The following is a 26,435-nucleotide window of genomic DNA, read 5'->3' as shown; positions in this document are numbered from 1 at the left end:
CAGAAGCTTCCGAAGCATGTTTCCTGCGGAAACATTTCAGGTGCTCACGTACCCAATACAGCAGATGCTTTCGAAGGCGTTTTCTGCGAAAACGTGTAGCTCCGCTCCTGACGTCCCTAGCTTCATCCAACTGAAGCGTTTTGAAAAAACGCACATCGGAAGCATAAGCTTCGGTGCTGAAAATCGACCTTTTTGAACACGCACCAATAGTAAAAACACACCTCTTATGAAATGTACGGAAATAATCCGGGTGGTTTCATGGGAGGTGTGTTTGGTTTACGTTATGATCCTTATCCGTTCGTAAGCAGTCGCAGCAGCAGCTCTGCCTTAGGGGGCGTATAGCTCGGATCCTCTTGGGACTTCAGCGTCATTAATCCCGATAGCACGGATAAATAACAGGCCACCAGCTCTCTCAGATCGCCAGGCGCAATCTCCCCGGCGTCCTGCCCTGCTTCGAACAGCGGCATCAGCTGGTCAACAAAGGCATGAATGGAATGGCTCTCGATAATCCGTTTGGCCTCTTCGGGCACGCCATCCGAGGTGCGTGCTTGCTGAATCAGCATAAAGTGCGAATTATCATCCTCTTGGAGAATCATGGAGGTAAGCAATGTAATTTTCTCGAGAGGGGTGCCGGGCACGTTATAGATTTCGGAGAGCGCTAGCCGTGCCTCCTCCATCGACCATTGAACGAGCGTGATAAACAACTCGTCTTTGGATTTAAAATAATGATAGAGAAGGCCGTGGCTGACCCCGGCTTCGCTGGCAATCATGCTCATTTTGGTTCCGAAAATGCCTCTTCTGGAAAATACTTTGATGGCAGCTTGCATGATTTGTTCTTTTCGTTCGTCGCGTATTTGATGCAATTGTTCTTCGTTTAACGGGGCCATTGCGTCCATCCCTCACCATGGTATTCTCTTGCTGACATCAACAATAACGCATTTCATTTATTCGGGCAATCCCATGGATAAGGGCAGGAATTCGTTATTAAAGACCGGGATGATCCGCGCGAGTAGTTCTTCCAGTGGTAAGTTTGCCTCCTGTAATTCTTGATGGAGCCAAGCTTTCCCTTTACCCGATCGGTCCGCATTCACAAGTGCGGTAATATATTCGGCATTAAACAAATCCTGAGGCGAGGCGAAGAGACCCGTTACCATCATATACTGTTCGAATACGGTCATATCGTGATGGCCATAAGCCAGCTCCTGGCATACATCGAACAGCCTCTGGGCAAAAGAGAACCCTTGGGCGGACAGGTGGCCTTCGTATGTCACACCCGGCCATCTGAGATCCGCGGCAGCGCTAAGCCACCATGCAGGCTCAATGGCGGATTGAATCTTTAGAAGAGCGAAGCGTTCGAACCCCTCCTCAAGCAGGACTTCATTCCGCATCGATTGCAAGCACTGGTCCAGCGTATCTGCCTGGATGGCCGCCACCGTCATGCCCTGGCCAAATATCGGATCGAAGCTGCAGAAGGCATCGCCGAGCACCAGCAGACCGGAAGGCCAATCCTCCATCTGCTCAAAATGCTGTCTCACGCATTCCTCGATCCGGTAGCCCCGCGGGTTTGAAACCGGTTCAAGCTGCTGAAGCAAATCTCCGATGGTGGCACCGAACAGATTCTGTGCTTCCTGGTGGTACAGCTGATGGTCGGTTGCCGGATAGGAATCTCCTCCCGCGCGGTACAGAACAACCTCTGCAATCTGGTTCTCGATCGGATTGAATACGGCCGTGCCGATACCAAGGGAGGGATCTCCATCATTCAGGATGGTGCTCCACACAGCCTGGATTTCCTCCGGAACCCTATAGTGCCGCGTGCTATACCCTAGGGATACGTGCAGTTTCTCTGCTTCCGGTACCGCGTAACCAAGGTTCTGCAGCCAATCAGCGAGCTTGGAACCGCGTCCGCTTGCATCCACGACGAGATTCGCATTCATTTGAAGAAGCGTTGCTTCCTTGACGCTTTTGTCCCGGAATACAACACCGGTAACGGCATTCCTATCCGCGTCATGCAGTAATTCCTGCGCTGCAAGTTTTGGTAAGAGAGTCACGTTAGGCATTTGGATCACCCTGTTGCGCAGGGTCCACTCCAACAGGGCTCTGCTGCATCCAGCATTGGGCCCATCGGGCATTTCCAGCGTGCCGTAGCGATTGGTCATTTTAACGGATTTCAGCCCTCGGGGATGAGCCCCTTGCTGAAGCAATTCCTCCGTAATGCCAGGGAACCATCGTTCAACAATCATCTTGCCGCGCTCAAGGAAACGGTGCGGATGATAGGCCTGCGGCGTACCCGCCCGAGTTTCCGGTCCTGCCGGAAACTCATCCCGATCCGTGATGATCACCTCTTCATAATGCTTGGATAACACGGTTGCAGTGAATAGTCCGGCTATGCCTCCACCTAGAATGAGTGCTTTGCATTTTGTTTTCATTCGAAGACCTCCAATATAGATTGATTTAGTCAGTCAATAATAAACAAAAAACACTTCTGAATTTCAAATTTGGAATACAGAGGCAGGACAAATAGCGGTGAATGTCGTTAACGAATTGATCGGATGTCTCCCTTCTGCTATTGATATTTATGATTGATTAAGTCAGTCAATGATAAGATAAAGGTATTTATTGGATATGTCAATCCTATTTACGTACAAGAAGCGTGAATTGCCTATAACTCCCCTTGTGTTCGCTTCGGAATTTTGGGACAATAAGGAGTGGACTATGAATAGAAAGAGGACCAATCAATGAACAAACCATCCATTTATGGATTAACATTAGATCAGTTGACAGCTTGGCTTGGCGAGCGCGGACATAAAAAGTTTCGGGCAACCCAGGTATGGGAGTGGCTGTATCGGAAGCGGGTCACCGCTTTTTCCGATATGACGGATGTGCATCCGGAGTGCTTGCAGCTGCTCGCGGAGCATTTTACGATTCTGACCTTGGAGGAGCATACCAAGCAGGAATCTCTGGACGGAACGGTTAAGTTCCTGTTCAAGCTGGTGGACGGCAACCTGATTGAGACCGTATTGATGCGGCATAAATTCGGTTTGTCGGTCTGTGTGACCACCCAGGTCGGCTGCAACATCGGCTGCAGCTTCTGCGCCAGCGGATTGCTGAAGAAAAGCCGGGATTTGTCAGCAGCGGAAATTGTGGAGCAGGTCATGCAGGTTCAGCTTCACTTGGATCAAAAAGGCAAAAGCGAGCGGGTCAGCCATCTCGTGGTGATGGGGATCGGGGAGCCGTTTGATAATTATGAGAACATGTCGGATTTCATTCGCGTGATCAAGGACCATAAGGGGCTTGCCATCGGTCCCCGTCATATTACGGTATCGACCAGCGGACTGGCTAACAAAATCGTCGAGTTCGCGGACAGCGATCTGGGCGTGAATCTGGCCATCTCCCTGCATGCGCCGAATGACGAGATCCGGACCCGCATTATGAAGATTAACAAAGCGATTCCGATCGAGAAGCTGATGGCAGCGATTGATTATTATCTGGAAAAAACGAATCGTCGCATCACGCTGGAGTATATTCTGCTGAAGGATGTAAACGATCAGCCGGAGCATGCGCTCGAGCTGTCAGAGCTTGTTGGCAAGCGACGCAATCTGGCGAATGTGAACCTCATTCCGTACAACCCGGTAGATGAGCACAGCCAGTATAAGCGCAGCACGAAAGAATCGATCACCTCTTTTTACGATACCTTGAAAAAACAAGGCATCAGCTGCAGCGTTCGCCTGGAGCATGGAACCGACATCGATGCGGCCTGCGGGCAGCTGCGCAGCAAGCAGATTAAGAAAGCGCAGTAACAAGAATAACGTGCAATCTCAGGGGGATTTTTCCGCCGTATGGATTAGCCAGTTGAAAGGGCGTACCCACTCATATGGGTATGCTCTTCTTAATAAGGTGTCCGAAGTGCTTTATATTACAATCGAATCGAGAGGAATGAACTTCAACATGCTGGAGACACATCCAACCGTCAAAAAGCTGCAATTCAAAGACCTCGGCCAGCCGGTTCTGATGCTAAACGCGCCGCAGGCCTATCATGAGGTCATCAACTCCCTGCAAGGGGATGTTCATACGGAGCCTAAGCAAGTACCGTACGATTTTGTGCAAGCATTCGGGACAAGCAATGACGAATTGCAGCGGTTAGCCAAGATCGCAGCCAGCTCCGTGGCTGACAACGGCCTGCTGTGGCTGTGTTACCCCAAGAAGTCGTCCAAGACCTACAGGAACTCCGATTGCAGCCGGGAGAGCATTACGGGCATTCTTGCTGACGAAGGCTATGAGCCCGTTCGGCAAATCGCTATCGATGAGGATTGGTCGGCTATGCGCTATCGTAAAGTAGAGTTGATCAAGTCTATGACCAGAACGTTCGCAGCAACTGCGAAGGGGAAGGAACGGACCGGTCAAGAGGACGATAAATGAAGGAAGGTCGGCTTGCATACGGTAGATCGGGTATATTGATATTGGCTGACCGGCTCAAAAATGCGCTGTTGTGTATAATGAGTAGAGTGATAGGAAGGATGGGAATATGCTGACAATCAAAGAATACAGCGTTGAATTGGTGAAGGATCCTTTTGGAATCCTGACAGGCAAACGCTTTGAGTTTGTATGTGATTTGGACGTGCCGGAGGACGATGAGCTTTATTCGGAGCATGGCGTCTATTTGAGAGTGATTTACCTGGATGATGAGGAGCGTTCGCGCATTGTAAAGTACGACTTCTATGAGCGGACAACGGACCAGTACCTGGACTTCGATATGGAGCCCGAGGAAGAGGAAGAACTCATGGCTTTTTGCAAAGAGCATTTGCAGGAAGCGTAAATAGAGTCGGAAGATGTGAAACAGGCACTTGTGGGGTGACTTGTCATTCTGTGCTGAACATTACGGATTGTAGGTTCTTCCATGAAAAGTGGAAATGATTGCCGAAGCAGGTCTTGCAAAGTACTGATTGTTTTGGTAAAGTTAAACACAACTTATAACGAACGGAGGGTTACGTATGTTGGATTATTCCCGATTGAGATCTTTTTGCGGCTAATGGAATAGCGCTAAAGAGACCTGCACAGATGCAGGGTAATCGGGATGGGTCCGTCTTTTTTACGTAACCCATTTTTATGATATGTCTATAGAAATACACGTCTATTCATTTGCGGGATAACGGTGTTTTCACCTTCCTGTTTTATTTGGATGTGTATTTCGAGTAGGCATTCCAGGAACGGTGGACAGCTTAGACCCGTTCCGGTTACCCAGCACAGGCAGCTCGATGCCTGTGCTTTTTTTTGTTGTTATGATGGCGATGATGCAATGAAATATGGAAGGGGATTGATTCCTTATGACAATAGCAAAACAAAATGATGAGTATACACAAATTATACAAGAGATGCTGGAGATTGCCGGAAAACACGGGGTGAATTTGAATCCGGAGGGAATTGAAATGAATGAATCCGGCATGGATTTCCTTGTTGGATTTGCAGAGGAAGCAGGGACCGGAGCACGGTGGATTCTGCGCAAACCGAGACGAACGGATGTGCTGGAAAGGGCTGATAACGAAGCCCGGGTCCTGAAGCTGCTCCCATCCTATCTTCCGGTTGATGTACCGGATTGGCGGATTTATACGCCGGAGCTCATCGCCTACCCGCTGCTTAGCGGGGAGCCTGCCGCTTCCGTCAGCTCGGAAGGCTATGCATGGAATATGGATCATGAGAATCCGGGTGACGGATTTGTCCGCTCATTGGCGGAGACGCTGGTTGCCTTGCATGGCGTCGATCATGATGCGGCGCGAGCAGCAGGTCTGCGGGTGAAGAGTTCCCAAGAGGTTCGTGAAGAGACGGCGCGAAATATGGAAGACATCAAGAGCCGTCTGGGCGTCTCCGATGCGCTGTGGGAAAGATGGCAGAAATGGCTGGAGGAGGATTCCTATTGGCCAACGCATTCTGCCCTCATCCATGGCGATCTTCATCCCCCGCATATCCTGATTGATGAGCGCGTGCAGGTTACCGGACTCTTGGATTGGACGGAGTCCGAGGTAGCAAGTCCCGCCAAAGACTTCGTGTTATACTACGCCATTTATGGCGAGCATAATCTCCGCGTCCTGTTGGACCGGTATGAACAAGCCGGAGGGAAGGTGTGGCCGCGCATGTTCGATCATATTGTCGAGCAGCATGCCGCCTATCCCGTGCTGATTGCCCAGTTCGCTCTCCTGACAGGTCAGGAAGAGTATATGACGATGGCGCGGAATGCCCTAGGATTGACGGAGGAGGCTTCCTCGAACTAGGAGATTGGCGGCAAGGAATTTTTATGCTGTTTGGTGAGACTGTAAACCCACTGAATACAGCTCTCTAGAAAACTACAAGCCAACCGATGCATACATTCGGTTGGCTCTTTGCATGATATAAATTAACAGAATTCAACATTATTTTGGATGAGCTGTAGGACATATAATGAAATCATGGTGAAATAAGAAGTAAGGTTAACGGATTTTTACTACATTCGTAACGCAATTTACATACCTGTAAACCTCTTGGAAGAGTAAATATGTTATCCTAGACATACTAAACTTACATACATCATTCATTTAGGGAGGGGATTGACCGTGAATATTGAGGTACGTTTATGCCCGAAGGAACAGTCATTTATTCTGCATAACATCTATCCACTGTACTTGCATGACATTGCTGAGATATGGGGGGTCCGTCCTAACCGGTTCGGTGTATTTGAAAAAGAGGATGTGCCGACCTTAAGCGAACAGAGCAAGCAGCTCGATATGTGGTGGGGGCAGCCATCGGTTCTTTTTCCTTATCTGATCTCTGTAGATGGTATCGCGGCAGGGTTGGCCCTGGTGGCGACCACTCCGTACATTCCATCGCCGAATATTCAGTACTACTTGAATGATTTTTTTGTGCTTCGGACTTTTCGAAGACAAGGTGTAGCCCAACGAGCGGCTGAGCTTGTGTTCGATCAGTTCCAAGGTGCATGGGAGCTACAAACGAATCCGACCGAGCGCAATATGAGTACCCAGATTTTTTGGCGCAAAACGTTGAACACGTACACGGGCGGAAGATATACGGAGCATGATGGCGTCCATCCGGAAAAAGGGGATATGCTGGTCTTCCGTTTTAATAACAAATAAGCATTTCTTCATATGTGGAATCGGGCTTGACAGCTGGATGCTGCCGGGAGTAAACTGAGTTAAATTTTTCGAAAATGCTAGGATGAGGATGCCAGGGTCGCAAGTGGAAGCTGAATCAGAGAACTGCTGGGTGGTGCGAAGCAGTCAGCTGCGATGAATGGCCGTCACCTCGGAGCAGATCCGCCGATCGTTTATAACTTGAGGCGTATCCGGTATTCCCTACCGTTACCATGGGGCATCATTGATGGATGATGACGAGAGTGCGTACCGGCTTGTCCGGTGCGAATCAGGGTGGTAACGCGGAGACAAGGCTCCGTCCCTACAAGGGACGGGGCTTTTTTGTGTTCCTTTAGACCATGGGCGACATTTTGCAGGGATGCCCGTTCGATCGGTTCAGAGCCTTAGGCGGACAGAGACAGAGATTGATCATGGAAAAGAGAGGAGTGTACGAATGCTTGCGAAATTGATGCCTCAGGACGAGGTGCTGTACCAGGAAGATTTTATTCAGGATGAGGTGTCATACAATCTGATTCATCTCCTTGCTGGGTCACCGCAGAACATTGGGCTGAAATCGCCGGATGGACGCATGATCTTTGCGCAGTCTCCCCGGGGGAACGCGTGGTTATGGATTTCCCGGGAGGTTTCCGGGGATAAGCGGCAGCACCTGCTCCAAGAGCTAGTAAGCGAGCTTGAAGAGGTGACCCTGCCTGGGGTGACCGGGGAGCCGGGTGTGGCAGAGCAGTTTGCAAGCTGTTATGCGGTGGAGCGTAATGAAACCTACCGTCATCATATGACGATGGAGTCTTATCATGCCCCCTCCGTGGAGCCTCCTCACTTCGTCGAGGGCACAACCAGGAAGGCCGCTGAAGAAGATACGCAGCAGGTGGCCCGGTTTCTGGTTGGATTCTCGGAGGATGCTTATGGGGTCCGCGCGAATGCGGCAAGCCAGGTCGAGACAGCGCAGCGACTCATTCAGCAGGGCGGGTTATATTTATGGATAGCCGGCGACAAAGCGGTCTCAATGGCTAATCTTGCACACCGTTCGCCAAGGCACGGTCGCATAAACGCAGTATACACGCCGAGGGCTGAACGGAAAAAGGGCTATGCCAGCGCCCTGGTTGCAGACCTTGGACTTCGTTTGCTGCAGGACGGTTTGGTGCCCATGCTGTATGCCGATCAGGTCAACCCGGACTCCAATCGATTGTATCAAAATATCGGGTTTATCCGGTGCGGGACGATTCGTGACTTCAAGTTTGTTAACAATGAATAATGAATCCATAAAGTGGCACGGCTTGGACAAAGCCGGGGAAGACGAGGGGCATCAACAAATGTTATTCTATAAAGGTAGCTAAAAAATGCCGGGCCCGATTGGATAGTACATGATCCCTGAGCCAGACAATGCCCACGTCGGACTGGAAATCAGCGCTCGTAATGGACAGTGTCCGGATGTTGGGAATCGCAAATGAGGACATCACCGATTCGGGTAAAATGGTGGCACCGATGCCTTCAGCTACCAGAGCAACGATAATGGCAACGCTGGAGCATTCGCAAATGACATGCGGTTCAAGTTCGCCGCGCTTAAATTCTTGGATGACCCGCTCATGCATCCCGATCGTCTGATCGGTTTTTAAGGACAGGAACGGATATTCCGCCAGCTCGCGCATCGAGATTTCCGAATGGGAGGATACATTTTCCCAGCTGCTTGGAAGGACCGCGACGAACGGGTCGGAGGGCAGAGGCCGCACGGCATAACGCTCAGGCCCGAAGCTGGATTCGAAAGGGAGCCGGGTCACTGCCAGCTCAATATTACGCTTGTCGAGTTGATCCGCCAGCAGGGAGTGATCGCCTTCCCGAATCTTGAAGGTGACCTCGGGATATTGCTGCCGGAAGATCTGGATGCGCTGGGGCAAGAGCGAAATACAGGAGACGACGGCGCCGATGGAGAGCATGCCACGGATTCCAGCGTGGATCTCCTTCACCTCGGTTAGCGTTTCATTGAACTGGTTCAGCAGGGATGCGGCTCGGTTCTGCAGCAGCTCGCCTGCGTGTGTGAGCTGAAGCTGCTTGCCGCTGCGTTCAAACAGCAGAACCCCGAGCTCTTCCTCCATCAGTTTCAGCTGACGGCTTAATGGAGGCTGCTCCATATTGAGCTGTTTTGCTGCACGCGTGATCTGTCCTTCCTGCGCAATCGTCAGGAAATATCGTAGCTGCCGAATGTCCATCTTCATACCCCCTCTCCATACCTTTAAGGTATGGTATCCCTATAAATCAGATATTTTTAATATAGGGTATCGATTGATATGATTCAACTAATAACGTTTACAAAATAAGGAGATGTGTGCACATGACTTACGCGATACCCGTGGAGTTAACGACCACCCCGAAGACAAAGCCGAGCCACTACAAACAGGCTTTCGGCACGGTATTTACGGACCACATGTTTATTCTCGATTATGACGCCAGTCAAGGCTGGCACGATCCGCGCGTCGTTCCGTATCAGCCGATCGAACTGGACCCTGCCGCCAAGGTATTTCACTACGGGCAGACCGTATTTGAAGGCTTGAAGGCTTACTTGACGGAAGATGAGCGGATTCTCATGTTCCGCCCGAGCAAAAATATTCAGCGTCTGAACCTGTCCAACCAGCGCCTGAGCATTCCGGCATTGGACGAGGAACTTGTTATGGAAGCGCTCAAGCAGCTGGTGCTCGTGGATCGCGACTGGATTCCTTCAGAGCCGGGCACATCGCTCTATATCCGTCCGTTTGTGATCGCAACCGAGCCCGTGCTTGGCGTAGCGCCATCGCTGCAATACAAGTTCATGATTATCCTGTCGGTGGTCGGTTCGTATTATGCGGAAGGCATCAATCCGGTCAGCATTTACGTGGAGCCGAAATACGTGCGTGCCGTAGCCGGCGGCGTGGGCAATGCCAAGACGGCTGGCAACTATGCGGCAGGTTTGAAGGCGCAGGATGAAGCAACGCTTAAGGGATACTCGCAGGTGCTGTGGCTCGATGGCGTACATCGCAAATATATCGAGGAAGTCGGCAGCATGAACGTGTTCTTCAAGCTGGGCGATACGGTCGTAACCCCGGCGCTGAATGGCAGCATCCTGGATGGCGTTACCCGGAACTCGGTTATCCAACTGCTTCAGCATTGGAATATCCCGATAGAAGAACGGGCCATCTCCATTGATGAAATCGTGGAGGCTCACCGCAGCGGCTTGTTGACCGAAGCTTTTGGCACCGGTACGGCAGCGGTAATTTCACCGATTGGTTCCCTGGAATGGCAGGATGAGCAATTGAAGATTGGTGAGGGAGCAACGGGCGAACTCTCCAAACGCGTATACGATGCCATCACGGGGATCCAGCTCGGAACGGTTGAGGATCCGTTCGGCTGGACGGTTGAGCTTACGTTATCTTAATGACCTATAAGGACCCTGCCGCAGGCATACTGAGGCAGGGTCCTTTTTTTGTTCATCACAGCTCTCTCTGTGATCCAACTCTTAATTGGCCTTCGGGCTCTTTCGTTATATGCGGTCTGTCTTCTGAGAAGATACGTCGATAAACGTTTTTCTTATGATAAGCGCCATGTTACGATGAGGGTAAATTGTTGACACGTTGATGTACGAACGCATGGAGGTGCTTTTTTAGTGAATCGTCCGCAGAGTGTCGTTCCTGATGCCATAGATTTTACGAACGCGGCCTTTCCTTTTACCGCGTCGACCACGCACGGCATATTTGCCGGAGCCCAGCGCCTGCATTGGCATCATGCTTTGGAGCTCAACTATATTCAGAGCGGGACCGGATTTATTCTGATCAACGGGATGAAGCTCCCGTTTCAGAAGGGAGATATTATTTTCATCAACAGCAATGATCTTCACCGGGCGTATGAGACCGAGAACCTGGTAATGGATGTCATTATGTTCGAGCCTTCGCTGCTATCCATCGACCTCAAGTTCGATCCGGATCTGATGGCTCCCTTCCGTTCGCTCGGAAACATGGACAGGCAGTCCCCCGTACACGATGAATTGGCTCACCTGCTGGGGCGCATGATGGAAGAGTATGAAACCCGAGGTACCGCTTATATGAGCCTGATCCGTTCGGATCTCATTCGTTTCCTGAGTTTGGCGAACCGCCATCTGTCGACTCCGATTCAAGCGAACAGGCCGATCAAGGGTAGGGGAATGCATGCATTAAAAGAAGTCCTGCGTACGATGGAGCTTGATCTGGACTACAGCTGGACGCTGCAGGAGCTGTCGGATTTAACGCATCTGAGCCCTTCCCGGTTCAGCGCTCTGTTCCAGCAGGCGGTCGGCACTTCACCGCACCATTATCTGATTCAGCTGCGCTTGACGCATGCCGTGCACTTGCTAGAGACGACGGACCAGAAGATTATCGAGATTGCGGAATCCTGCGGGTTTCGGAATCTGTCTAATTTCAATCGTCTGTTTAAGCAGCATGTTGGCGCATCGCCAAGCGAAATTCGGGAGCGTGCTTATGCAGGCAGTCCCGTGATCCCTTCCACTACAAAAACCAAGAAACAGTAAGATAGTATCACTCCTTGATCGTATAACAGTAGATGGATGTCAGTGGAAGCGGTATCTTAAATATATACCACCACATGACGCCGCTGTATGGCGGGTAGGAGTGAAGTGCATGAGTTTGTATCTGGGTGTAGATGCCGGCGGTAGTAAGACACACGCCGTGATCTGCGATGAGCAAGGGAACATTCTTGGCAAGGGAGCGTCTGGGAACGGCAATCACCAGATTCACCGTGAACATGCGGCCCGTAACATTGAGGAAGCCTGTAATGCGGCTCTTCAAGAGGCTGGAGTTGCCAAAGAAAATATCAGTTATGCTTATTTTGGCTTGGCCGGAGCAGACCGGGAAGCCGATTACGAGATCCTGCGTCCGATGATCGGGGCTCTCGGTTATTCTAAGCATGATATCGCGTGCGATACCATTATCGGGATGAGGGCTGGAACCAGCCGTTCGTATGGTGCCGCACTGATCTGCGGTACAGGTTTCAACAGCGCAGCCCGCAACCGTGCGGGAGAAGAGCTGCAGTATGGCGGATTCGGCTTCTTGTATGGAGATGGATACGCGGGCGGTTTCGGATTTGCCACGCTGGCTTTCCGGGCAGTCATTCGGGCCTGGGATGATCGGGGACCGGCAACCTTATTGACATCGCTCGTACTGGAGCAGATGGGATACACGTCCGTAGAACCGATGTATGAGGATGTCCTCTACGGTAAGACAAAGGTTCCGCCAAGCCTGGTGAAGACGCTGTTCCAGGCAGCTGAAGCAGGTGACGAGGTGGCAACCCGAATTCTTGAGAATGAAGGCGAAGAGCTGGCTAATGCGGTATGTACGCTGATCCGGCGGCTGGACATGACAGATGAAGCCTTTGACATTGTTTATATCGGCAGTGTGCTGAACAGGCCGAACAGCTCGATCCTGACGGATGCGATCGAACGGATTGTTGCAGTCCGGGCACCACATGCGAGCTGTGTAAGACTGACATCCGATCCGGTTTCCGGCGCGCTTCTCTGCGCGATGGATGCCGACGGTCATGCCATTGATGCACAGGCGGAGGCCAAACTAAAAGCATTTACGTTTGAGCAGGTAACCACAGCCTGATCAGTTTATCGTTTTGATTAGAACCTGATAAATACGGATTGATATCATACCTTGGAGGCGATTAATGTGGCAGCAGGATTGAAGATAGCGGTCATCGGGGGAGGTTCCTCCTACACCCCGGAAATTGTTGAAGGTTTCATTCGCAATTATGAGCAAATGCCGATTCGCGAACTATGGTTCGTTGATATTGAAGAGGGCAAGCATAAGCTGGAGATTGTAGGCAATCTAGCGAAACGCATGGTGAAAGAATCGGGCTTGCCGATAGAGGTTCACCTGACACTGGATCGCAGACAAGCGATTGCAGGTGCCGATTTTGTGACGACCCAGATGCGTGTCGGCTTGCTTGCGGCACGTAAACAGGATGAGCATATTCCGATTAAACACGGCGTCATCGGGCAGGAGACGACGGGTCCTGGCGGCATGCTGAAGGCGCTGCGCACGGTTCCGGTGATTCTGGACATTTGCCGTGATATCGAGGAGCTGGCACCGAATGCATGGATGCTGAACTTCACGAACCCGGCGGGCATTGTTACCGAGGCGGTTGCAAAGCACAGTAAGGTGAAATCCGTTGGTCTGTGCAACTCGCCGATTAACTTTCAGAAGTTCCTGGCGGCCGAGTACGGCGTGTCGGAGAAGGACGTTCTGGCCGAGTTTGTCGGGATCAACCATCTTCACTGGGTGACGTCAGCTATCGTTAACGGGGAAGAGAAGATGCCGGAGCTGCTGGACGGCGGCAAATCGTATACGGCGAAGAACGTGCCGACCTTCGGCTGGGATGCAGACTTTATCCGCTCGCTTGGAGCGATTCCGACATATTACCTTAAATATTTTTACATGACCGATACGATGTTCGCGGATATGAAGGCATCGCTGGAGAAGGACGGAACCCGCGCGGATGTGGTCAGCCGGGTTGAGCAGGAGCTGTTTGAGCTCTACAAGGATGAGAATTTGGCCGTGAAGCCGAAGCAGCTGGAGCAGCGGGGCGGCGCTTATTATTCCGAAGCGGCAGTCAACCTGATGACGTCCATCTACAATGACCGCCATGATATCCAGACATTGAATGTCGCAAACGGCAATATCTATGACTTCCTGCCTGCGGATGCCAGCATCGAGATCAACTGCGTGGTAACGGGCCAAGGGCCGATTCCGCTTACACCGCAGAACGTTCCTTCCCATGTAAAAGGACTGATGCATGCGGTGAAAGTGTATGAACAATTGACGATTGAAGCGGCCATTACCGGTGATCGCGGAATTGCGCTGCAAGCGCTGGTTCACCATCCGCTGGTGCCTTCCGTAAGTGTAGCGAAGCAGCTGCTGGGTGAAATGCTGGAGGCGAACAAAAAGTACTTGCCTGCTTTTTTTAAGCCGGAGACCGTGCAGTAAACCGAAATGAATCTCAAACGTGCGGTTATGATATAGAGCCATGCAGCCCCTCTTCTTATTGAAGAGGGGTTTTATGGTAGGAGTTCCGAAATCATGAATGATATGAATTTTCGGATTGGATCTTCATTCCGTCACATCTGGGTATCCTCGCCCGTCATACCCGTATAAAACCGAAAGGGATGATGACGGATGCTAAAATATGACGTAGCTGTTGTAGGTGGAGGCGTAGCCGGTTTAACAGCCGCAATCTATGCGGCAAGAGCCGGGAAGCAAACGATACTTGTTGAGAAGCAGGAACGTTTAGGTGGTCGGGCCATGACCCATAAGAAGAAGGGAGCCTACTTCAATCTGGGCGGGCATGCCTTATACCATGGAGATGCCCTTTCAACCTTTCGCGAATTAGGGCTCCAATTGGCGGGAGGCCAACCTTCAATTGACGGGTACGGGATATGGAAAGGGAAACTAAGTCCGTTACCCATGGGAGTGAAATCCCTATTCACTACCCCACTATTATCCTGGAAGGGCAAGATGGAGCTCGGTGCCTGGCTTGCGAAATTAGGTAAACTGGATACGCAGCTGTACGACAATATGAGTTTACGCGAATGGATTGAAGGTAACGTGCAGGATCCTATGGTACGAAATTTATTTTATTCGCTATTGCGTACAGCGAGTTATGTGGTAGCCCCTGACCTGCAGGCTGCCGGTCCCGTACTGCAGCAGCTTAAGCACGCGCTGAAGGGGGTGTTGTATCTGGATCGGGGCTGGGGGGCTATGGTCGATGAATTAAAACAAAAGGCTCTGGAGCAGGGAGTTCAAATCATAACGAAGAATAAAGTCATTTCGGTAGATCATCACGAGGGAAAGGTACGGCACGTCCTTTGCGGCGATGGCATGAAAATAGAAGCAAACCATATTATTCTTACCACACCGCCAGCTGTCGCTCACGAACTGGTGCCCCATGCAGAAGAAACCGCCCTTCATACTTGGAAGGAGCAGGCGGTCGAAGTGACAGCGGCTTGCTTGGATGTAGCCCTGCGTCGTCTTCCGGAACCGAAGCAGCAGTTTGTATACGGCCTCGATCAAACCGTCTTTCTCTCGAATCAATCCCGTGCGGCTTACCTGAGTGAAGATGGCGCACAAGTCATAACCTTGCTGAAGTATCAGGGCAAGGAGAAGGATGCAAGAAGGGATTTGCAGGAATTAGAAGAAACCTTAGATTTGGTGCAGCCGGGTTGGCGCAACGAGCTCGTTGAGATGCAATACCTTCCTAACATCACGGTTTGCCACGATTTTATGCATGTGAACCGCCAAGAGAACCCGGGTCCAGCCGTCCCGGAAATCATCGGGTTGTATGTGGCGGGAGAATGGGCAGCGCATGGCGAACTCTTGGTTGATGCTGCAACCGCAAGCGCCAAGCGGGCTGTACAGCATATACTCTCGCTTGAAAGTGAGGCAAGGATCCCGAATGATGAGCACAGAGTCATTGTATAAAACCTATCGATCCGCTCTTTTCTCGTTAGCTTACCGAATGCTGGGAAGTGTGATGGATGCGGAAGATATCGTGCAGGAGGCTTTCATCAGTTATAACCAATTGCCCCACCCGGAGGGTATTCGCAATGAGAGAGCGTTTCTGTACAAAATCGTAACGAATCGTTGTTTGGATCTGTTGCGCTCTTCTGCCAAAAAACGTGAGCTGTACGTCGGCCCTTGGCTGCCGGAACCCCTGATCGAGAATATGGCGTCAGAGACGGACCCATCTCATATCGTAGAGCAGCAAGAGTCCATCTCTACAGCGTACCTGTTACTCCTTCAGCAGCTCAACGCGGTAGAAAGAGCCGTGTTCCTTCTTCGTGAGATTTTCCACTATTCCTATGATGAAATAGCTGAAATTCTGGGAAAAAGCAGTGCCAATTGTCGTCAAATCTTCCGCCGTGCTAAGGGCAGCATTCATTTTGTTCCTGATCAGAGTCCATCGATCTCGGTGGCGGAGGCGCAAATCAAGGAATTTGTGGACTCCCTCTTACAGGGGAACACGAATAAGCTGCTGGAGCTGTTAAACGAGAATGTTGTGTTCTATACGGACGGTGGCGGTAAAGTCAGAGCGGCGCAAATTCCTGTGGTTGGAGTCCATAAAGTGATCCAATTGCATCTGAACCTGCTTAAAATGTATGAAGGAAAATATGTATACTCTTATCTTACCGTCAATGGTCTGCCGGGAATGCGGATCCAGTTGGATAACGGAGTCCAATTTATTTATTCTTTTGCTTTTAAAAACAATCGGATCGAAACGATTTATACCGTGGCAAATCCGGATAAACTCAGACATATACAATTGTCGTGATACAAAAAACAGGGCCGGTTTTAAGATCATAGGATCTTAAACCGGCCCTGCTGCTGTATCAGGTTAAGGAAATAATCCGTTATACCCCGGAATAAGCCATGAAGCCGCCGTCTACGGGAATCACCGTTCCGGTGACGAACCCGGAGGTCTGATCATCCACAAGCCAGAGCAGGGTGCCGAGCAGATCCTCCGGCACGCCGAACCGCCTCATGGGGGTATGGGAGATGATTTTATGAGAGCGCTCGGTTAATGAACCGTCACTATGGGTCAGCAGATTGCGGTTCTGCTCGGTCAGGAAGAAGCCTGGCGCAATCGCGTTCACGCGAATGCCGGATTCCGCGAGATGCACGGACAGCCACTGCGTAAAGTTGTTGATGGCCGCTTTGGCTGCACTATAAGCCGGAACCTTGGTCATCGGGCTCGGTGCGCTCATGGACGAGATATTCAGCACGACGGCCCCGGGACGCCCCAGCATCCCTTCCGCAAAGATTTGCGTCGGTATCAGCGTGCCGATGAAGTTCAAATCGAATACGCTGCGGAAGCCAGGCACACTTAGCCCGAAGAAGGTTGTCAGATCCGGCTGCCCCACATCCTCCGGACGGAAAATCTCGTTGGTTGTATTCGCGTCTTTCCGGTTGCCGCCGGCTCCGTTAATAAGGATGTCGCAGGGTCCGAAAGACTCGCGCACAGCCTTCTCGGCTTGCCGGACGCTTTCCATATCCGTTACATCACAGGGAACGGCAATCGCTGTACCGCCGGCAGCCGTAATTTCGTCCGCTACCTGCTGCCCTTTCTCGGCCGTACGATTCAAGACGGCGACCTTGGCGCCTTGCCGACCCAGCTCCAGAGCCATTGCTCGGCAGAGCACCCCGGAGCCGCCCGTAATGACAACCGTCTTCCCGTTTAATGACGGATGAATGGGGAGGGATGGCGTCTCTTGCGCCGTGGATTCATGAGAAACTCCGCTTGGTCCGGGTTCAGATGTACCCGCTGCATGGATATTTACCTCACTCATTGAACGGCCTCCTTCAGTTGAGCTGCGCTTCCCGCACGCTCCCGGCTGTAAGCGTCCCACAGCCCCCAGAGATACATAATGCCGAGGGCGCGGTCATACAGACCGTAACCCGGACGGCACTGCTCACCCCAGATATGCCGCCCGTGATCGGGCCTTACATATCCAGTGAAACCGTTGTCATGATAGGCCTGCACGATGCCGGAAATATCGACGGTACCGTCCTCGGTGCGGTGGGACGTTTCGATGAAATCGCCATTCTCATAGACTCGTACGTTCCGGATGTGCGCGAACGGAATCCGGTCGTGGAACTCATGGATCATGGAGACGATGTCATTGTCCGGATTGGCGCCAAGCGAGCCGCTGCACAGGGTCAAGCTGTTCGCCGGGCTATCATATAGCTTGAGGAATTTCCGCAGATTGTCCTGGCTGGTAATGACCCGCGGCAGACCGAAGATCGGCCAAGGCGGGTCATCCGGGTGAATGGCCATTCGAATGCCGTTCTTCTCGGCAGCCGGGATGACGGCGCTTAAGAAATATTCGAGATTGCGCCACAGATCGTCCTCGGTAACGCCGCGGTATGCTTCGAACAGGGAGGTCAGATGTGCCAAACGCTCCGGTTCCCAGCCTGGCATCGTAAGCTTGCTGTTTCGGTTGATCGTCTGAACCAGCTCCATCGGATCAGTGCCGTGGATTTTGGCTTTCTCAAAGAAGAGAGCCGTCGATCCATCGGCTGACTGCTTATGAAGATCGGTTCTAGCCCAGTCAAATACCGGCATGAAATTGTAGCAGATGACTTTGACGCCGACCTGGCCCAATTTCTCAATCGTCCGGATGTAGTTGGCTATGTACTGATCACGCGAGGGAAGTCCAAGCTTAATATCCTCATGCACATTCACACTTTCCACGACGTCAATATGAAGGCCGTACGCTTTGGCCTGGCCCACGACTTCTTCAATCCGCTCCATCGGCCATTCCTCGCCGACAGGAATATCGTGAAGTGCCCATACGATGCCCTCCACGCCGGGGATTTGTCTAATCTGATCCAGCGAGACCGTATCGTTGCCCTCACCAAACCACCTGAATACCATGCGCATTTTCTTCACCGCCTTTACAAGTTTAAGGAGTTAACGCAAAGCTGCTGGGAATTTTGCAAGTTACGAGTGCACTGCCAAGATGGAAGCCTGCGAGTCGGTTAAAGTCTATCCACTGCCATAGGCTTATTTAAAATAATCGGGATGCTTCTCTTTCAGCACGGCCAGATTGGAGATGATCAGGCTCAGATGCGCCTGCATTTCCCGTTCGGCATGATCGGCGTCATGGCGTGCAATCGCGTCCGCGATCTCCCGATGCTGCTCGTACAGGTTGGTCCAATTCGGATCGGCGGACAACCATAACATCCGGCTCCGGTTTAGATGAGCATTCATCTGCTGCAGCACGTTCCATGTACCGACCTTACGGCAGCCTTCGAACAAAATACGGTGAAAGGCCTCATCCAGTTCAAACATGTGCTTGCCGTCATGCTTCTCGATGCTCTCGCTTTGCTCGGACAGATTTTGCTCCAGCTCGGCGAGTTTATCCTCGGGAAAGCTTTCGCAGGCAAGCCGGACCACGGCCTTCTCCAGCTGTTCACGCATGAAGCGCGCTTCCTCGACCAGCTCCGAATCGATGAGCGAGACGCGCGTGCCGCGCTGGGGAAGCACAACCACAAGGTCCTCCTGGGCCAAACGGACAAAGCTTTCCCGTACCGGCGTCCGGCTGACCTCGAAGGATAGGGAAACCTCCTTCTCGGATAGAGCGGTTCCCGGCGGCAGCTCCAGACTGACAATCTGCTGTTTAAGCCGGGAGTACACGATATTTCCGGCCGATCCTGGCTGTAATCGCAAAGATTCTACCACTGCATCACCTCCTAATGTATTCCATACTACCATACTTGTATGGTAGTATGGAACTGAAAATCGAAATAAGAATCGGAGGCGATCACATGAGCCGTTTGGACACGGAAAATCTGCTCCTAAACAGCAACAGCGCGAAGAAACTCTTTTATGATTATGCGGAAGGGATGCCGATATTCGATTACCACAACCATTTAAACCCGAAGGATATTGCCATCAACCGGCAGTTTGATAACCTGACGGAGCTATGGCTGGATGGGGATCATTACAAGTGGAGGGCGATGCGCTGGCTCGGCGTCGACGAAGAGCTGATTACCGGCAGCGCAAGTGCCGAAGCGAAGTTTATGGCTTGGGCGGAATGCGTTCCGCGATTGGTGGGCAATCCGCTCTATCACTGGACTCATCTGGAGCTGACCCGCTATTTCGGGATTCAAGAGCGGTTGACCGCAGACAATGCCAAGGAGATCTGGGAAGCTTGCAATGAGCAGCTGAAGGCTCCTGCCTTGCGGGCAGGCGGAATTCTGGAGAAATTCAAGGTCAAAGTGGCCTGCACGACGGATGATCCCGTCGATTCGTTGGAGTTTCATCGCGCCATTCGCAATCATGGGGAGCTGTCCACCGTCGTTGCCCCTGCATTCCGTCCGGATCGGGTCCTGGATCTCACGCACCCCGACTTCGCTTCCTATGTCGAGACTATAGGAACGACGGCCAGTTTAGCTGTGGATACTTATCAAGGGTTGCTGGATGCACTGCAAGAACGGATTCAATATTTTCACGATCATGGCTGTCGCCTGTCGGATCACGGCTTCGGCGCGTTTCCTTGCGAACAAGCCGATAAACAAGAGGTTGCGGACATTTACAACAAAGCGATCAGCGGGGGCAGCATCACACCGCTTGAGGAACGGAAATATCGCACCTACACCCTGCTCAAGCTTGGGGAAATGTACCACGCCAAGGGCTGGACCATGCAGCTGCACATTGGGGCGATTCGGAACAATAATGCGCGCATGTTCGCGAAGATCGGCAAGGACAGCGGGTATGACTCGATTCTTGATTTCCATCTGGCGGAAAGCCTGAACGGATTTTTGAGCAGGCTCGACAGGAACGATCAGCTTCCGAAAACCATCGTATACAGCTTGTACTCTTCCCATTACGAGATGATTGCCACCACGATCGGGAATTTCCAATCGGCTGGCGTCGAGGGCAAGCTTCAGCTTGGTTCCGCTTGGTGGTTCCACGATCAGAAGGAAGGGATGCTGAAGCAGCTCACCGCGTTGTCTTCCATGGGGCTGATCAGCACCTTTGTGGGCATGCTGACCGATTCCAGGAGCTTTATGTCGTTCCCGAGGCATGAATATTTCCGCAGAGTGCTGTGCCGCCTGTTCGGGGACTGGATCAGGGAAGGGGAATTGCCCGCCGATTATGAATATATCGGTGCCATTATCCAGGACATTTGCTACCGCAATGCCGAGCGCTATTTTCAAATCCATTGACAATTGCATGCGGAGCATGAACAATAGACTTACTATATGAAAGCGTTTGCTGTTGATCGGATAGAAGAACAGGAAGATGTGCATGAACAGGCGAGGGGGGACATACCGTGCAATGGAACCGGGCGATATTGGTGGATGACGAGGTGTTTACCCGCAAAGGGCTCCTGAAGCTGATTGATTGGGAAGCCTGCGGCTTTCAAATTGTGGATGAGGCGGACAACGGGGAAGATGCGCTGGAACTAATTGAACGGCTACAGCCGGATGTGGTCATCACCGATATCCGCATGCCGGTGCTGGATGGACTCGAGCTGATCAGGCATGTCGTCACGAAGGACATCGTAAAGCCGTATTTCATTATTGTAAGCGGATACGATGATTTCAACTATGCACAGCAGGCTGTCCGCTATGGCGTGCATGATTTCATTCTGAAACCGATTGACGAGACGGAATTCAGCCATGCGCTGGTCCGGCTCAGCGAACGGCTGGAGTCAGACCGCGAGGCCCGCATGAGAGAAGAGAGGCTGCTGTCCGGAGCCTTGATGGAATCACTCATTATAGGGGAAGCCGATGAGGCGCTGCTGCAGGAATGGGAGCAACGCCTTGAGCTCCAGCCGGAGGGTCATCTGTTCTACGTCTTTGTCGAGCGGAATGACCACCCGCTGGCTCCGGGGGCGAACGACAATGACGGTGGCAGAGCAGAATTCAAGGACAGGGTGGAAGCGACTCTCCTAGCGATCTCGAGTGGAGAACAGCCCTTCTACCTGCATGAGCACCGCAGTCGAATCGGCATCATCGTCCCAGGCAGCATCCTGCACTCGTTCCAAGGGTGTCAGCGGGGATTTGCCAGACGCATTCAGCAATCGCTTGCCAATTCGGGCCACGAACGAGTCTTTGTTTACTTTGGTCAACCGGTTTTGCAGCTGTCCCACATTCAGAAGGCTTACGAAACAGCCAAAGAATCACTCCTGTACAAGTACATTTATGATGAGAGCGGCATTGTGATCCATGAGGAGGCCTCCCAGCATGCCCTTCACTACATCGGGCTGGAAGAGGGGGTTTACCAACAGCTTCTGGAGCAGATTGAGGAGCTGCACTTCGAGAAGCTGGAAGTGACGATTCGTTTGCTGTTCGAATCCTTCCGGGAGAAGCTGTACGCTCCCGAAGCGGTGAAGACGGCAATCAACCAATGCGTGCTGGGCGTGGTCCGGGTGCTCGGCAGCATGGATGGGGATCAGAATCAAATATCCAGCCTAGAACCGATGACCGGGTGGCATGACCGTAACCTGTCGCTTCAGGGGCTGAAGCGACTGTTCACGGATTTTGCGATTGAGAGTGCAAATTATATTGCGCGTCTTCGCAAGGAGCAGCACAAGGGCGGAATTCAGAAGATTAAGGCGTACATCGAAGCCCATTATCATGAGAATATCAGCCTGAAGGGTATCGCAGGGAAGTTCTATATGAACCCGGTTTATCTGGGACAGCTCTTCAAAAAAGCATATGGCATGTACTTTAATGATTTCCTGCTGCAGCTGCGCGTGAACGAAGCGAAGCGATTGCTGCGCCAGACGGATCTGCGCATCTATGAGGTGGCGGAAGGGGTCGGCTTTGGCAACCCGGACTATTTCGTTACGCAATTCGAGAAGTTGGAGCGAATGACGCCAAGCGAGTACCGGAGCCGCTTGATGAAGGAGGCTGCGTCCGAAGGGACGGATCGATGAAACCAAGCCTCAATAACGTCCGTCTGCGGGACAAGATGCTGCTAATGTATTTCCTGGCCGTATTTTTGCCCATCCTGGTCACCAATCTCATCTTCTACAACGTGACATCCGGCAGCGTGAGGGAGCAGCGGATCCAGGATATAACGGTGGCGCTTGAGCAGATGAAGAATGAGTTCCGCCGTGAAGTCGAGGACGCGCTGGAGATATCCTCCGTCTTCTACACGGACATTCAATTGAACGAGATCGTGGAGACGGTGTACGATCATCCGGCTGATTATATCGAGGCCTATGATACCTATCTCCGCCGCATTTTGAATTCAGGCAGTGCTGTATACAATTCGGTGAGCGAGATTACGGTGTATGTGGATAATCCAACCCTGCTGTATTCCGGGGGCATCAATTATATCGATGACCAGGTGAAGGAAGAAGCTTGGTACAAGGCGATCGCGGGCAAGAACGTAACCCAGCCGATCGTGATGCGTACGGGCAAGAACGGTCAATTGGACAGCTTTAGCATCATCCGGAGCATGAATTATTTTAGCTCCCAGGATGACCATGCCAAGTATCTCAAGATCGATATGCGGATGCCCTCGATCCGGCAGATCATGAGCAATCTGAATGTACAGGGCAAAGTGTATCTTCTAAGCGGCACCGGAAATATTGAATACACCACGGATCCGCAAGTCGATGTCATACAGGGTTCCGTACCGTACAGTGGCATCGTGCATGGCGACAACGTTCTGGAGTTTCATACCGATACGTTCACGACCAACAATCTGAACTCTTGGACGATCATGGCCGTGACGCCGGAGGATGTGGTGCTGCGCGACGTGCATCAGTCCTTGCGGTTTGTCGTTGTGCTGACCTGCTTGAACTTCCTGCTCCCGACCCTTGTGATCGTCTGGATTAGCCGTTCCCTGAACGTACGTCTGGTACGGATACTCAAACATATGAAGAAGGTCAAGAACCAGCATTACGACACGATCCAAGAGGCTGAGGCACGTGACGAAATCGGTCAGCTGACGGGTGAATTCAACCGGATGACCCTGCAGCTCAAGAGCTTGATTAACGACGTGTATGTGGCGGATATCCAGAAGAAGAACTTGGAGCTGCAGCGGAGGCACGCACAATTGAACGCCCTGCAGAGCCAGATTAATCCGCACTTCCTCTTTAACGCCTTGGAGACCATCCGCATGCGCAGCCTGATGAAGGATGAGGATGAGACGGCAAAAATCATTCATAATATGGCCAAGATCTTCCGCAATTCCTTAGTTTGGAAAAAAGACATGGTAACGCTCAAGGAAGAGGTGGAGTTTATTCATTGTTTCCTTGAAATCCAGAAATACCGGTTTGGCGACAAAATTGATTACTCGGTTCACGTCCCCGCAGAAGAGGGATATTTGCAAATACCGAAGATGGCGATCGTTACTTTTGTGGAGAATTCCAGCATTCATGGCATCGAGCCGCTCAAGCACGGGGGGCGCATTGAGGTTCATATTGCACGCGAGGGACAAGCCCTTATCTGCAACATTCAGGATAACGGGGCAGGCATGTCCGCAGAGCAGGTAGAACGCATCTATCGCTACCTGGATACCGAGGACGAGATGGGCGAGCGGATCGGCATTCAGAACGTGATCTACCGGTTGAAGCTGTACTACGGAAGCCGGTTCCAGTTTGAAATCGGCAGCTCGTCTGGACAAGGTACCCGGGTAAGGTTGTCCATTCCCATCGAAACATAACGTCTACAAATCCTGCTTGGCACTCCGGTTCGGAGTGACTATAGCAGGATTTGTTCGTTCATCGGCAGGAGTGCAGTTGAGAAGACTGCCGATCTGCCATTTTTCACGACAAAGGATACGGTTCTATAGTTTTCTAAGTATCACCTAAAGATTGACGGGTGAAAATCGCTCATGGGCTCTCTTATAATGAAAGTGCTTACAAATAAACGAGACCGAAAGGGGTAGGTCAAGAGCATGAACAAGAAATTTTGGCTGAGCTGTCTGACCGTGGTTATGATGGTATCGCTTCTGGCAGCATGCGGCGGCGGTAAAGAGGCAGCGGATGACACACCGGCAGCCGGCGGCGAAGGCGAGAAGAAAGAAGAGAAGGTCACCTTCACCTACTTTAACTCAGCAGCAGGTAAAGACAAAAATACGAACGAGACCACCATCGGTAAAATTTTTGAGGACCAAACCGGCGTGAATTTTAAAATGGAGCATCTGGTAGGAGACGAGAACACCAAGGTGGGAACCTTCATTGCCAGTAACGATTATCCCGATGTGATTGTACCGGGGAGCTCGATCGACAAGCTGGTCGGGGCTGGAGCCTTCATTCCGCTTAATGACCTGATCGATAAGTACGGCCCCAACATCAAGCGCGTGTACGAGCCGTATTACAACCTCATGAAGGCTGAGGACGGCAACATTTACTTCCTGCCGCTGAGCGCGGTTGTAGGCGAGTACACGTCGGCTCCCAATATTGAGCAAGGAGCATTCTGGATTCAACGCCGCGTCCTGAAGGAAGCGGGTTATCCGAAGATCAAGACGTTCGACGAGTACCTGGGCCTGATTCGCGACTACGTGAAGAAACATCCGGAGGAAGGCTTGACCGGATACCTGGCACTGACGACGCAGGATAAATTTTTTGCCTTGACCAATGCCCCGATGCACTTGGCCGGCTATCCGAACGATGGTGGCATCATCATCGACATGGAAACCCATGTAGCGAACGATTACGCGGACGATGACATTACGAAGCGTTACCTGCAGGAGCTGAACAAGCTGAATGCGGAAGGCCTATTCGATAAATCCTCTTTCGTGGACAATTATGATCAATACCTTGCCAAACTGACTTCCGGTAAGGTGCTCGGCTTCTTCGACTATAGATGGCAGGTAGGCCAAGCGATGAACAATCTGCGCGAAACAGCCAATAAATCGGGTGACGACGATCTCGAATATATGGCGCTGCCGATTGTATACGATGAGAATACCAAGGATCAATATCTGGATCCACCATCCTTTGTTAACAACCGCGGTGTAGGGATCTCCGTCAGCGCGAAGGATCCGGAGCGCATTGTGAAGTATTTCAACAACCTGCTTACGGACGAGAACCAGATTCTGTCGAACTGGGGCATTAAGGACGAGACGTATTCCGTCGATGAGAATGGACGATTCTACCGTACGGAAGAGCAGATTGCACAGACCAATACGGAAGCCTTCCGCGAGTCGTTCGGCTTCAAGTACTTTGAATACAACTGGCCTCGTTACGGCAACGGTTCTACGCTTCCTGACGGTAATTCCGTGGGTGCAGGACGTCAGCCTGAGGTTGCCAAAATGTCCTACTCCGAACCGGACAAGAAATTGCTGGAGGCATACGACATCGATTCCTTCTCGCAGTTGTTTGCCGCACCGGACGACCGTCCATGGTACCCGGCTTGGAGCATTCCGATTGACCAGGGCTCACCGGCCCAAATCTTCACGCAGAAGAAAAGCGATTTGCAGCGTAAATACTTCCCGAAACTGGTTCTTGCAAACCCTGCGCAGTTTGACGGCATCTGGAATGAATACGTGGCTGAGTTCAGCAAGCTGGATGTGAAGGGATATGAGGATCTGATCACCGAGGAAGTAGCTAAGAAAATCGCAAATGTCCAGGGACAATAATAGATGAAGGAGAGTGATCAGGGGCGGACCACACAAAATGGTTGTATCCGTCCCTCCTCTTCTATAACAGCATAATGGTATGGGCTGGATAGGAAGGAGAAGAAACCGTGGATAAGGCGAACCCGATTGGACCTGCAGAGACTACGGCGTTACGCGAAACGCCGGCGGTATCGAAAG

General features: G+C 51.6%; 22 protein-coding genes. 16 read left to right on the top strand and 6 right to left on the bottom strand.

The annotated features are described in order from the left end of the window. Positions 1–290 precede the first annotated feature (290 nt). The gene (locus CRG97_RS31430; RefSeq protein WP_098749401.1) at positions 291–887 is read right to left on the bottom strand and encodes a TetR/AcrR family transcriptional regulator; all 597 of its coding nucleotides are present in this window, start codon (positions 885–887) and stop codon (positions 291–293) included. A 57-nt stretch (positions 888–944) separates the two neighbouring features. After that, complete coding sequence (locus CRG97_RS31425; protein ID WP_098749400.1) at positions 945–2,426, bottom strand: NAD(P)/FAD-dependent oxidoreductase; 1,482 nt, start codon at positions 2,424–2,426, stop codon at positions 945–947. A gap of 309 nt (positions 2,427–2,735) precedes the next feature. Here CRG97_RS31425 and rlmN point away from each other — a divergent pair, with 309 nt between their 5' ends. The 6 genes from rlmN to CRG97_RS31395 all read left to right on the top strand — a co-directional run bounded on the left by rlmN (position 2,736) and on the right by CRG97_RS31395 (position 8,388). After that, a complete protein-coding gene (gene rlmN, locus CRG97_RS31420; protein WP_098749399.1) occupies positions 2,736–3,797 on the top strand; it encodes a dual-specificity RNA methyltransferase RlmN in 1,062 nt (353 codons plus the stop codon). 148 nt (positions 3,798–3,945) lie between these two features. Beyond that, the gene (locus CRG97_RS31415) at positions 3,946–4,416 is read left to right on the top strand and encodes a DUF3052 domain-containing protein (RefSeq protein WP_098749624.1); all 471 of its coding nucleotides are present in this window, start codon (positions 3,946–3,948) and stop codon (positions 4,414–4,416) included. Positions 4,417–4,522: 106 nt separating this feature from the next. Next, the gene (locus CRG97_RS31410) at positions 4,523–4,813 is read left to right on the top strand and encodes a DUF6509 family protein (RefSeq protein ID WP_076323794.1); all 291 of its coding nucleotides are present in this window, start codon (positions 4,523–4,525) and stop codon (positions 4,811–4,813) included. A gap of 508 nt (positions 4,814–5,321) precedes the next feature. Beyond that, complete coding sequence (gene mphI / locus CRG97_RS31405; RefSeq protein ID WP_098749398.1) at positions 5,322–6,263, top strand: macrolide 2'-phosphotransferase MphI; 942 nt, start codon at positions 5,322–5,324, stop codon at positions 6,261–6,263. Positions 6,264–6,581: 318 nt separating this feature from the next. After that, positions 6,582–7,118: a GNAT family N-acetyltransferase gene (locus tag CRG97_RS31400; protein ID WP_098749397.1), complete on the top strand. Its 537-nt coding sequence runs from the start codon at positions 6,582–6,584 to the stop codon at positions 7,116–7,118. A 451-nt stretch (positions 7,119–7,569) separates the two neighbouring features. Further along, positions 7,570–8,388: a GNAT family N-acetyltransferase gene (locus CRG97_RS31395; RefSeq protein ID WP_098749396.1), complete on the top strand. Its 819-nt coding sequence runs from the start codon at positions 7,570–7,572 to the stop codon at positions 8,386–8,388. Positions 8,389–8,449: 61 nt separating this feature from the next. Here CRG97_RS31395 and CRG97_RS31390 read toward each other — a convergent pair whose 3' ends face one another. Continuing rightward, positions 8,450–9,340, bottom strand: a complete 891-nt coding sequence (locus CRG97_RS31390) for a LysR family transcriptional regulator (RefSeq protein ID WP_098749395.1) — start codon at positions 9,338–9,340, stop codon at positions 8,450–8,452. A gap of 122 nt (positions 9,341–9,462) precedes the next feature. Here CRG97_RS31390 and CRG97_RS31385 point away from each other — a divergent pair, with 122 nt between their 5' ends. The 6 genes from CRG97_RS31385 (at position 9,463) to CRG97_RS31360 (ending at position 16,481) form a co-directional block, all read left to right on the top strand. Continuing rightward, positions 9,463–10,539, top strand: a complete 1,077-nt coding sequence (locus CRG97_RS31385; protein WP_098749394.1) for a branched-chain amino acid aminotransferase — start codon at positions 9,463–9,465, stop codon at positions 10,537–10,539. 228 nt (positions 10,540–10,767) lie between these two features. Then, the gene (locus CRG97_RS31380; RefSeq protein ID WP_098749393.1) at positions 10,768–11,664 is read left to right on the top strand and encodes an AraC family transcriptional regulator; all 897 of its coding nucleotides are present in this window, start codon (positions 10,768–10,770) and stop codon (positions 11,662–11,664) included. A 109-nt stretch (positions 11,665–11,773) separates the two neighbouring features. After that, positions 11,774–12,757, top strand: a complete 984-nt coding sequence (locus tag CRG97_RS31375; RefSeq protein ID WP_098749392.1) for an N-acetylglucosamine kinase — start codon at positions 11,774–11,776, stop codon at positions 12,755–12,757. A gap of 66 nt (positions 12,758–12,823) precedes the next feature. Further along, the gene (locus CRG97_RS31370) at positions 12,824–14,140 is read left to right on the top strand and encodes a 6-phospho-beta-glucosidase (protein ID WP_098749391.1); all 1,317 of its coding nucleotides are present in this window, start codon (positions 12,824–12,826) and stop codon (positions 14,138–14,140) included. A gap of 189 nt (positions 14,141–14,329) precedes the next feature. Continuing rightward, entirely contained in the window at positions 14,330–15,631 is a 1,302-nt protein-coding gene (locus CRG97_RS31365) for a protoporphyrinogen/coproporphyrinogen oxidase (protein WP_098749390.1), read from the top strand. Further along, positions 15,606–16,481 carry an RNA polymerase sigma-70 factor gene (locus CRG97_RS31360; RefSeq protein WP_237566629.1) on the top strand — a complete coding sequence of 292 codons (876 nt, stop codon included), beginning with the start codon at positions 15,606–15,608 and terminating at the stop codon, positions 16,479–16,481. Before CRG97_RS31365 ends, CRG97_RS31360 begins: the two co-directional genes overlap by 26 nt. A 79-nt stretch (positions 16,482–16,560) precedes the next feature. On the opposite strand, the gene CRG97_RS31355 is transcribed toward CRG97_RS31360, so the two are convergent. The 3 genes from CRG97_RS31355 to CRG97_RS31345 all read right to left on the bottom strand — a co-directional run bounded on the left by CRG97_RS31355 (position 16,561) and on the right by CRG97_RS31345 (position 19,391). Beyond that, on the bottom strand, positions 16,561–17,496 hold the full coding sequence (locus tag CRG97_RS31355; RefSeq protein WP_098749388.1) for an SDR family oxidoreductase: 936 nt from the start codon (positions 17,494–17,496) through the stop codon (positions 16,561–16,563). Next, complete coding sequence (gene uxuA / locus CRG97_RS31350) at positions 17,493–18,590, bottom strand: mannonate dehydratase (protein ID WP_098749387.1); 1,098 nt, start codon at positions 18,588–18,590, stop codon at positions 17,493–17,495. Before uxuA ends, CRG97_RS31355 begins: the two co-directional genes overlap by 4 nt. A gap of 123 nt (positions 18,591–18,713) precedes the next feature. Beyond that, the gene (locus CRG97_RS31345; protein WP_098749386.1) at positions 18,714–19,391 is read right to left on the bottom strand and encodes a GntR family transcriptional regulator; all 678 of its coding nucleotides are present in this window, start codon (positions 19,389–19,391) and stop codon (positions 18,714–18,716) included. A gap of 86 nt (positions 19,392–19,477) precedes the next feature. Between CRG97_RS31345 and uxaC the strand changes: the two genes are divergently transcribed. The 4 genes from uxaC (at position 19,478) to CRG97_RS31325 (ending at position 26,258) form a co-directional block, all read left to right on the top strand. Then, positions 19,478–20,881, top strand: a complete 1,404-nt coding sequence (gene uxaC / locus CRG97_RS31340; RefSeq protein ID WP_098749385.1) for a glucuronate isomerase — start codon at positions 19,478–19,480, stop codon at positions 20,879–20,881. A gap of 107 nt (positions 20,882–20,988) precedes the next feature. After that, the gene (locus CRG97_RS31335; protein ID WP_098749384.1) at positions 20,989–22,599 is read left to right on the top strand and encodes a response regulator transcription factor; all 1,611 of its coding nucleotides are present in this window, start codon (positions 20,989–20,991) and stop codon (positions 22,597–22,599) included. Further along, on the top strand, positions 22,596–24,338 hold the full coding sequence (locus CRG97_RS31330; RefSeq protein ID WP_098749383.1) for a sensor histidine kinase: 1,743 nt from the start codon (positions 22,596–22,598) through the stop codon (positions 24,336–24,338). The genes CRG97_RS31335 and CRG97_RS31330 overlap by 4 nt, the downstream gene beginning before the upstream one ends. 234 nt (positions 24,339–24,572) lie before the next feature. Further along, complete coding sequence (locus tag CRG97_RS31325) at positions 24,573–26,258, top strand: ABC transporter substrate-binding protein (RefSeq protein WP_098749382.1); 1,686 nt, start codon at positions 24,573–24,575, stop codon at positions 26,256–26,258. Positions 26,259–26,435: the final 177 nt, after the last annotated feature.

It is taken from the genome of Paenibacillus sp. EZ-K15, from assembly GCF_002573715.1.
GTDB lineage: Bacteria > Bacillota > Bacilli > Paenibacillales > Paenibacillaceae > Paenibacillus_AQ.
Note: the sequence above shows the minus strand (reverse complement) of the source record. Positions and strands in the feature narration are given on the sequence as shown.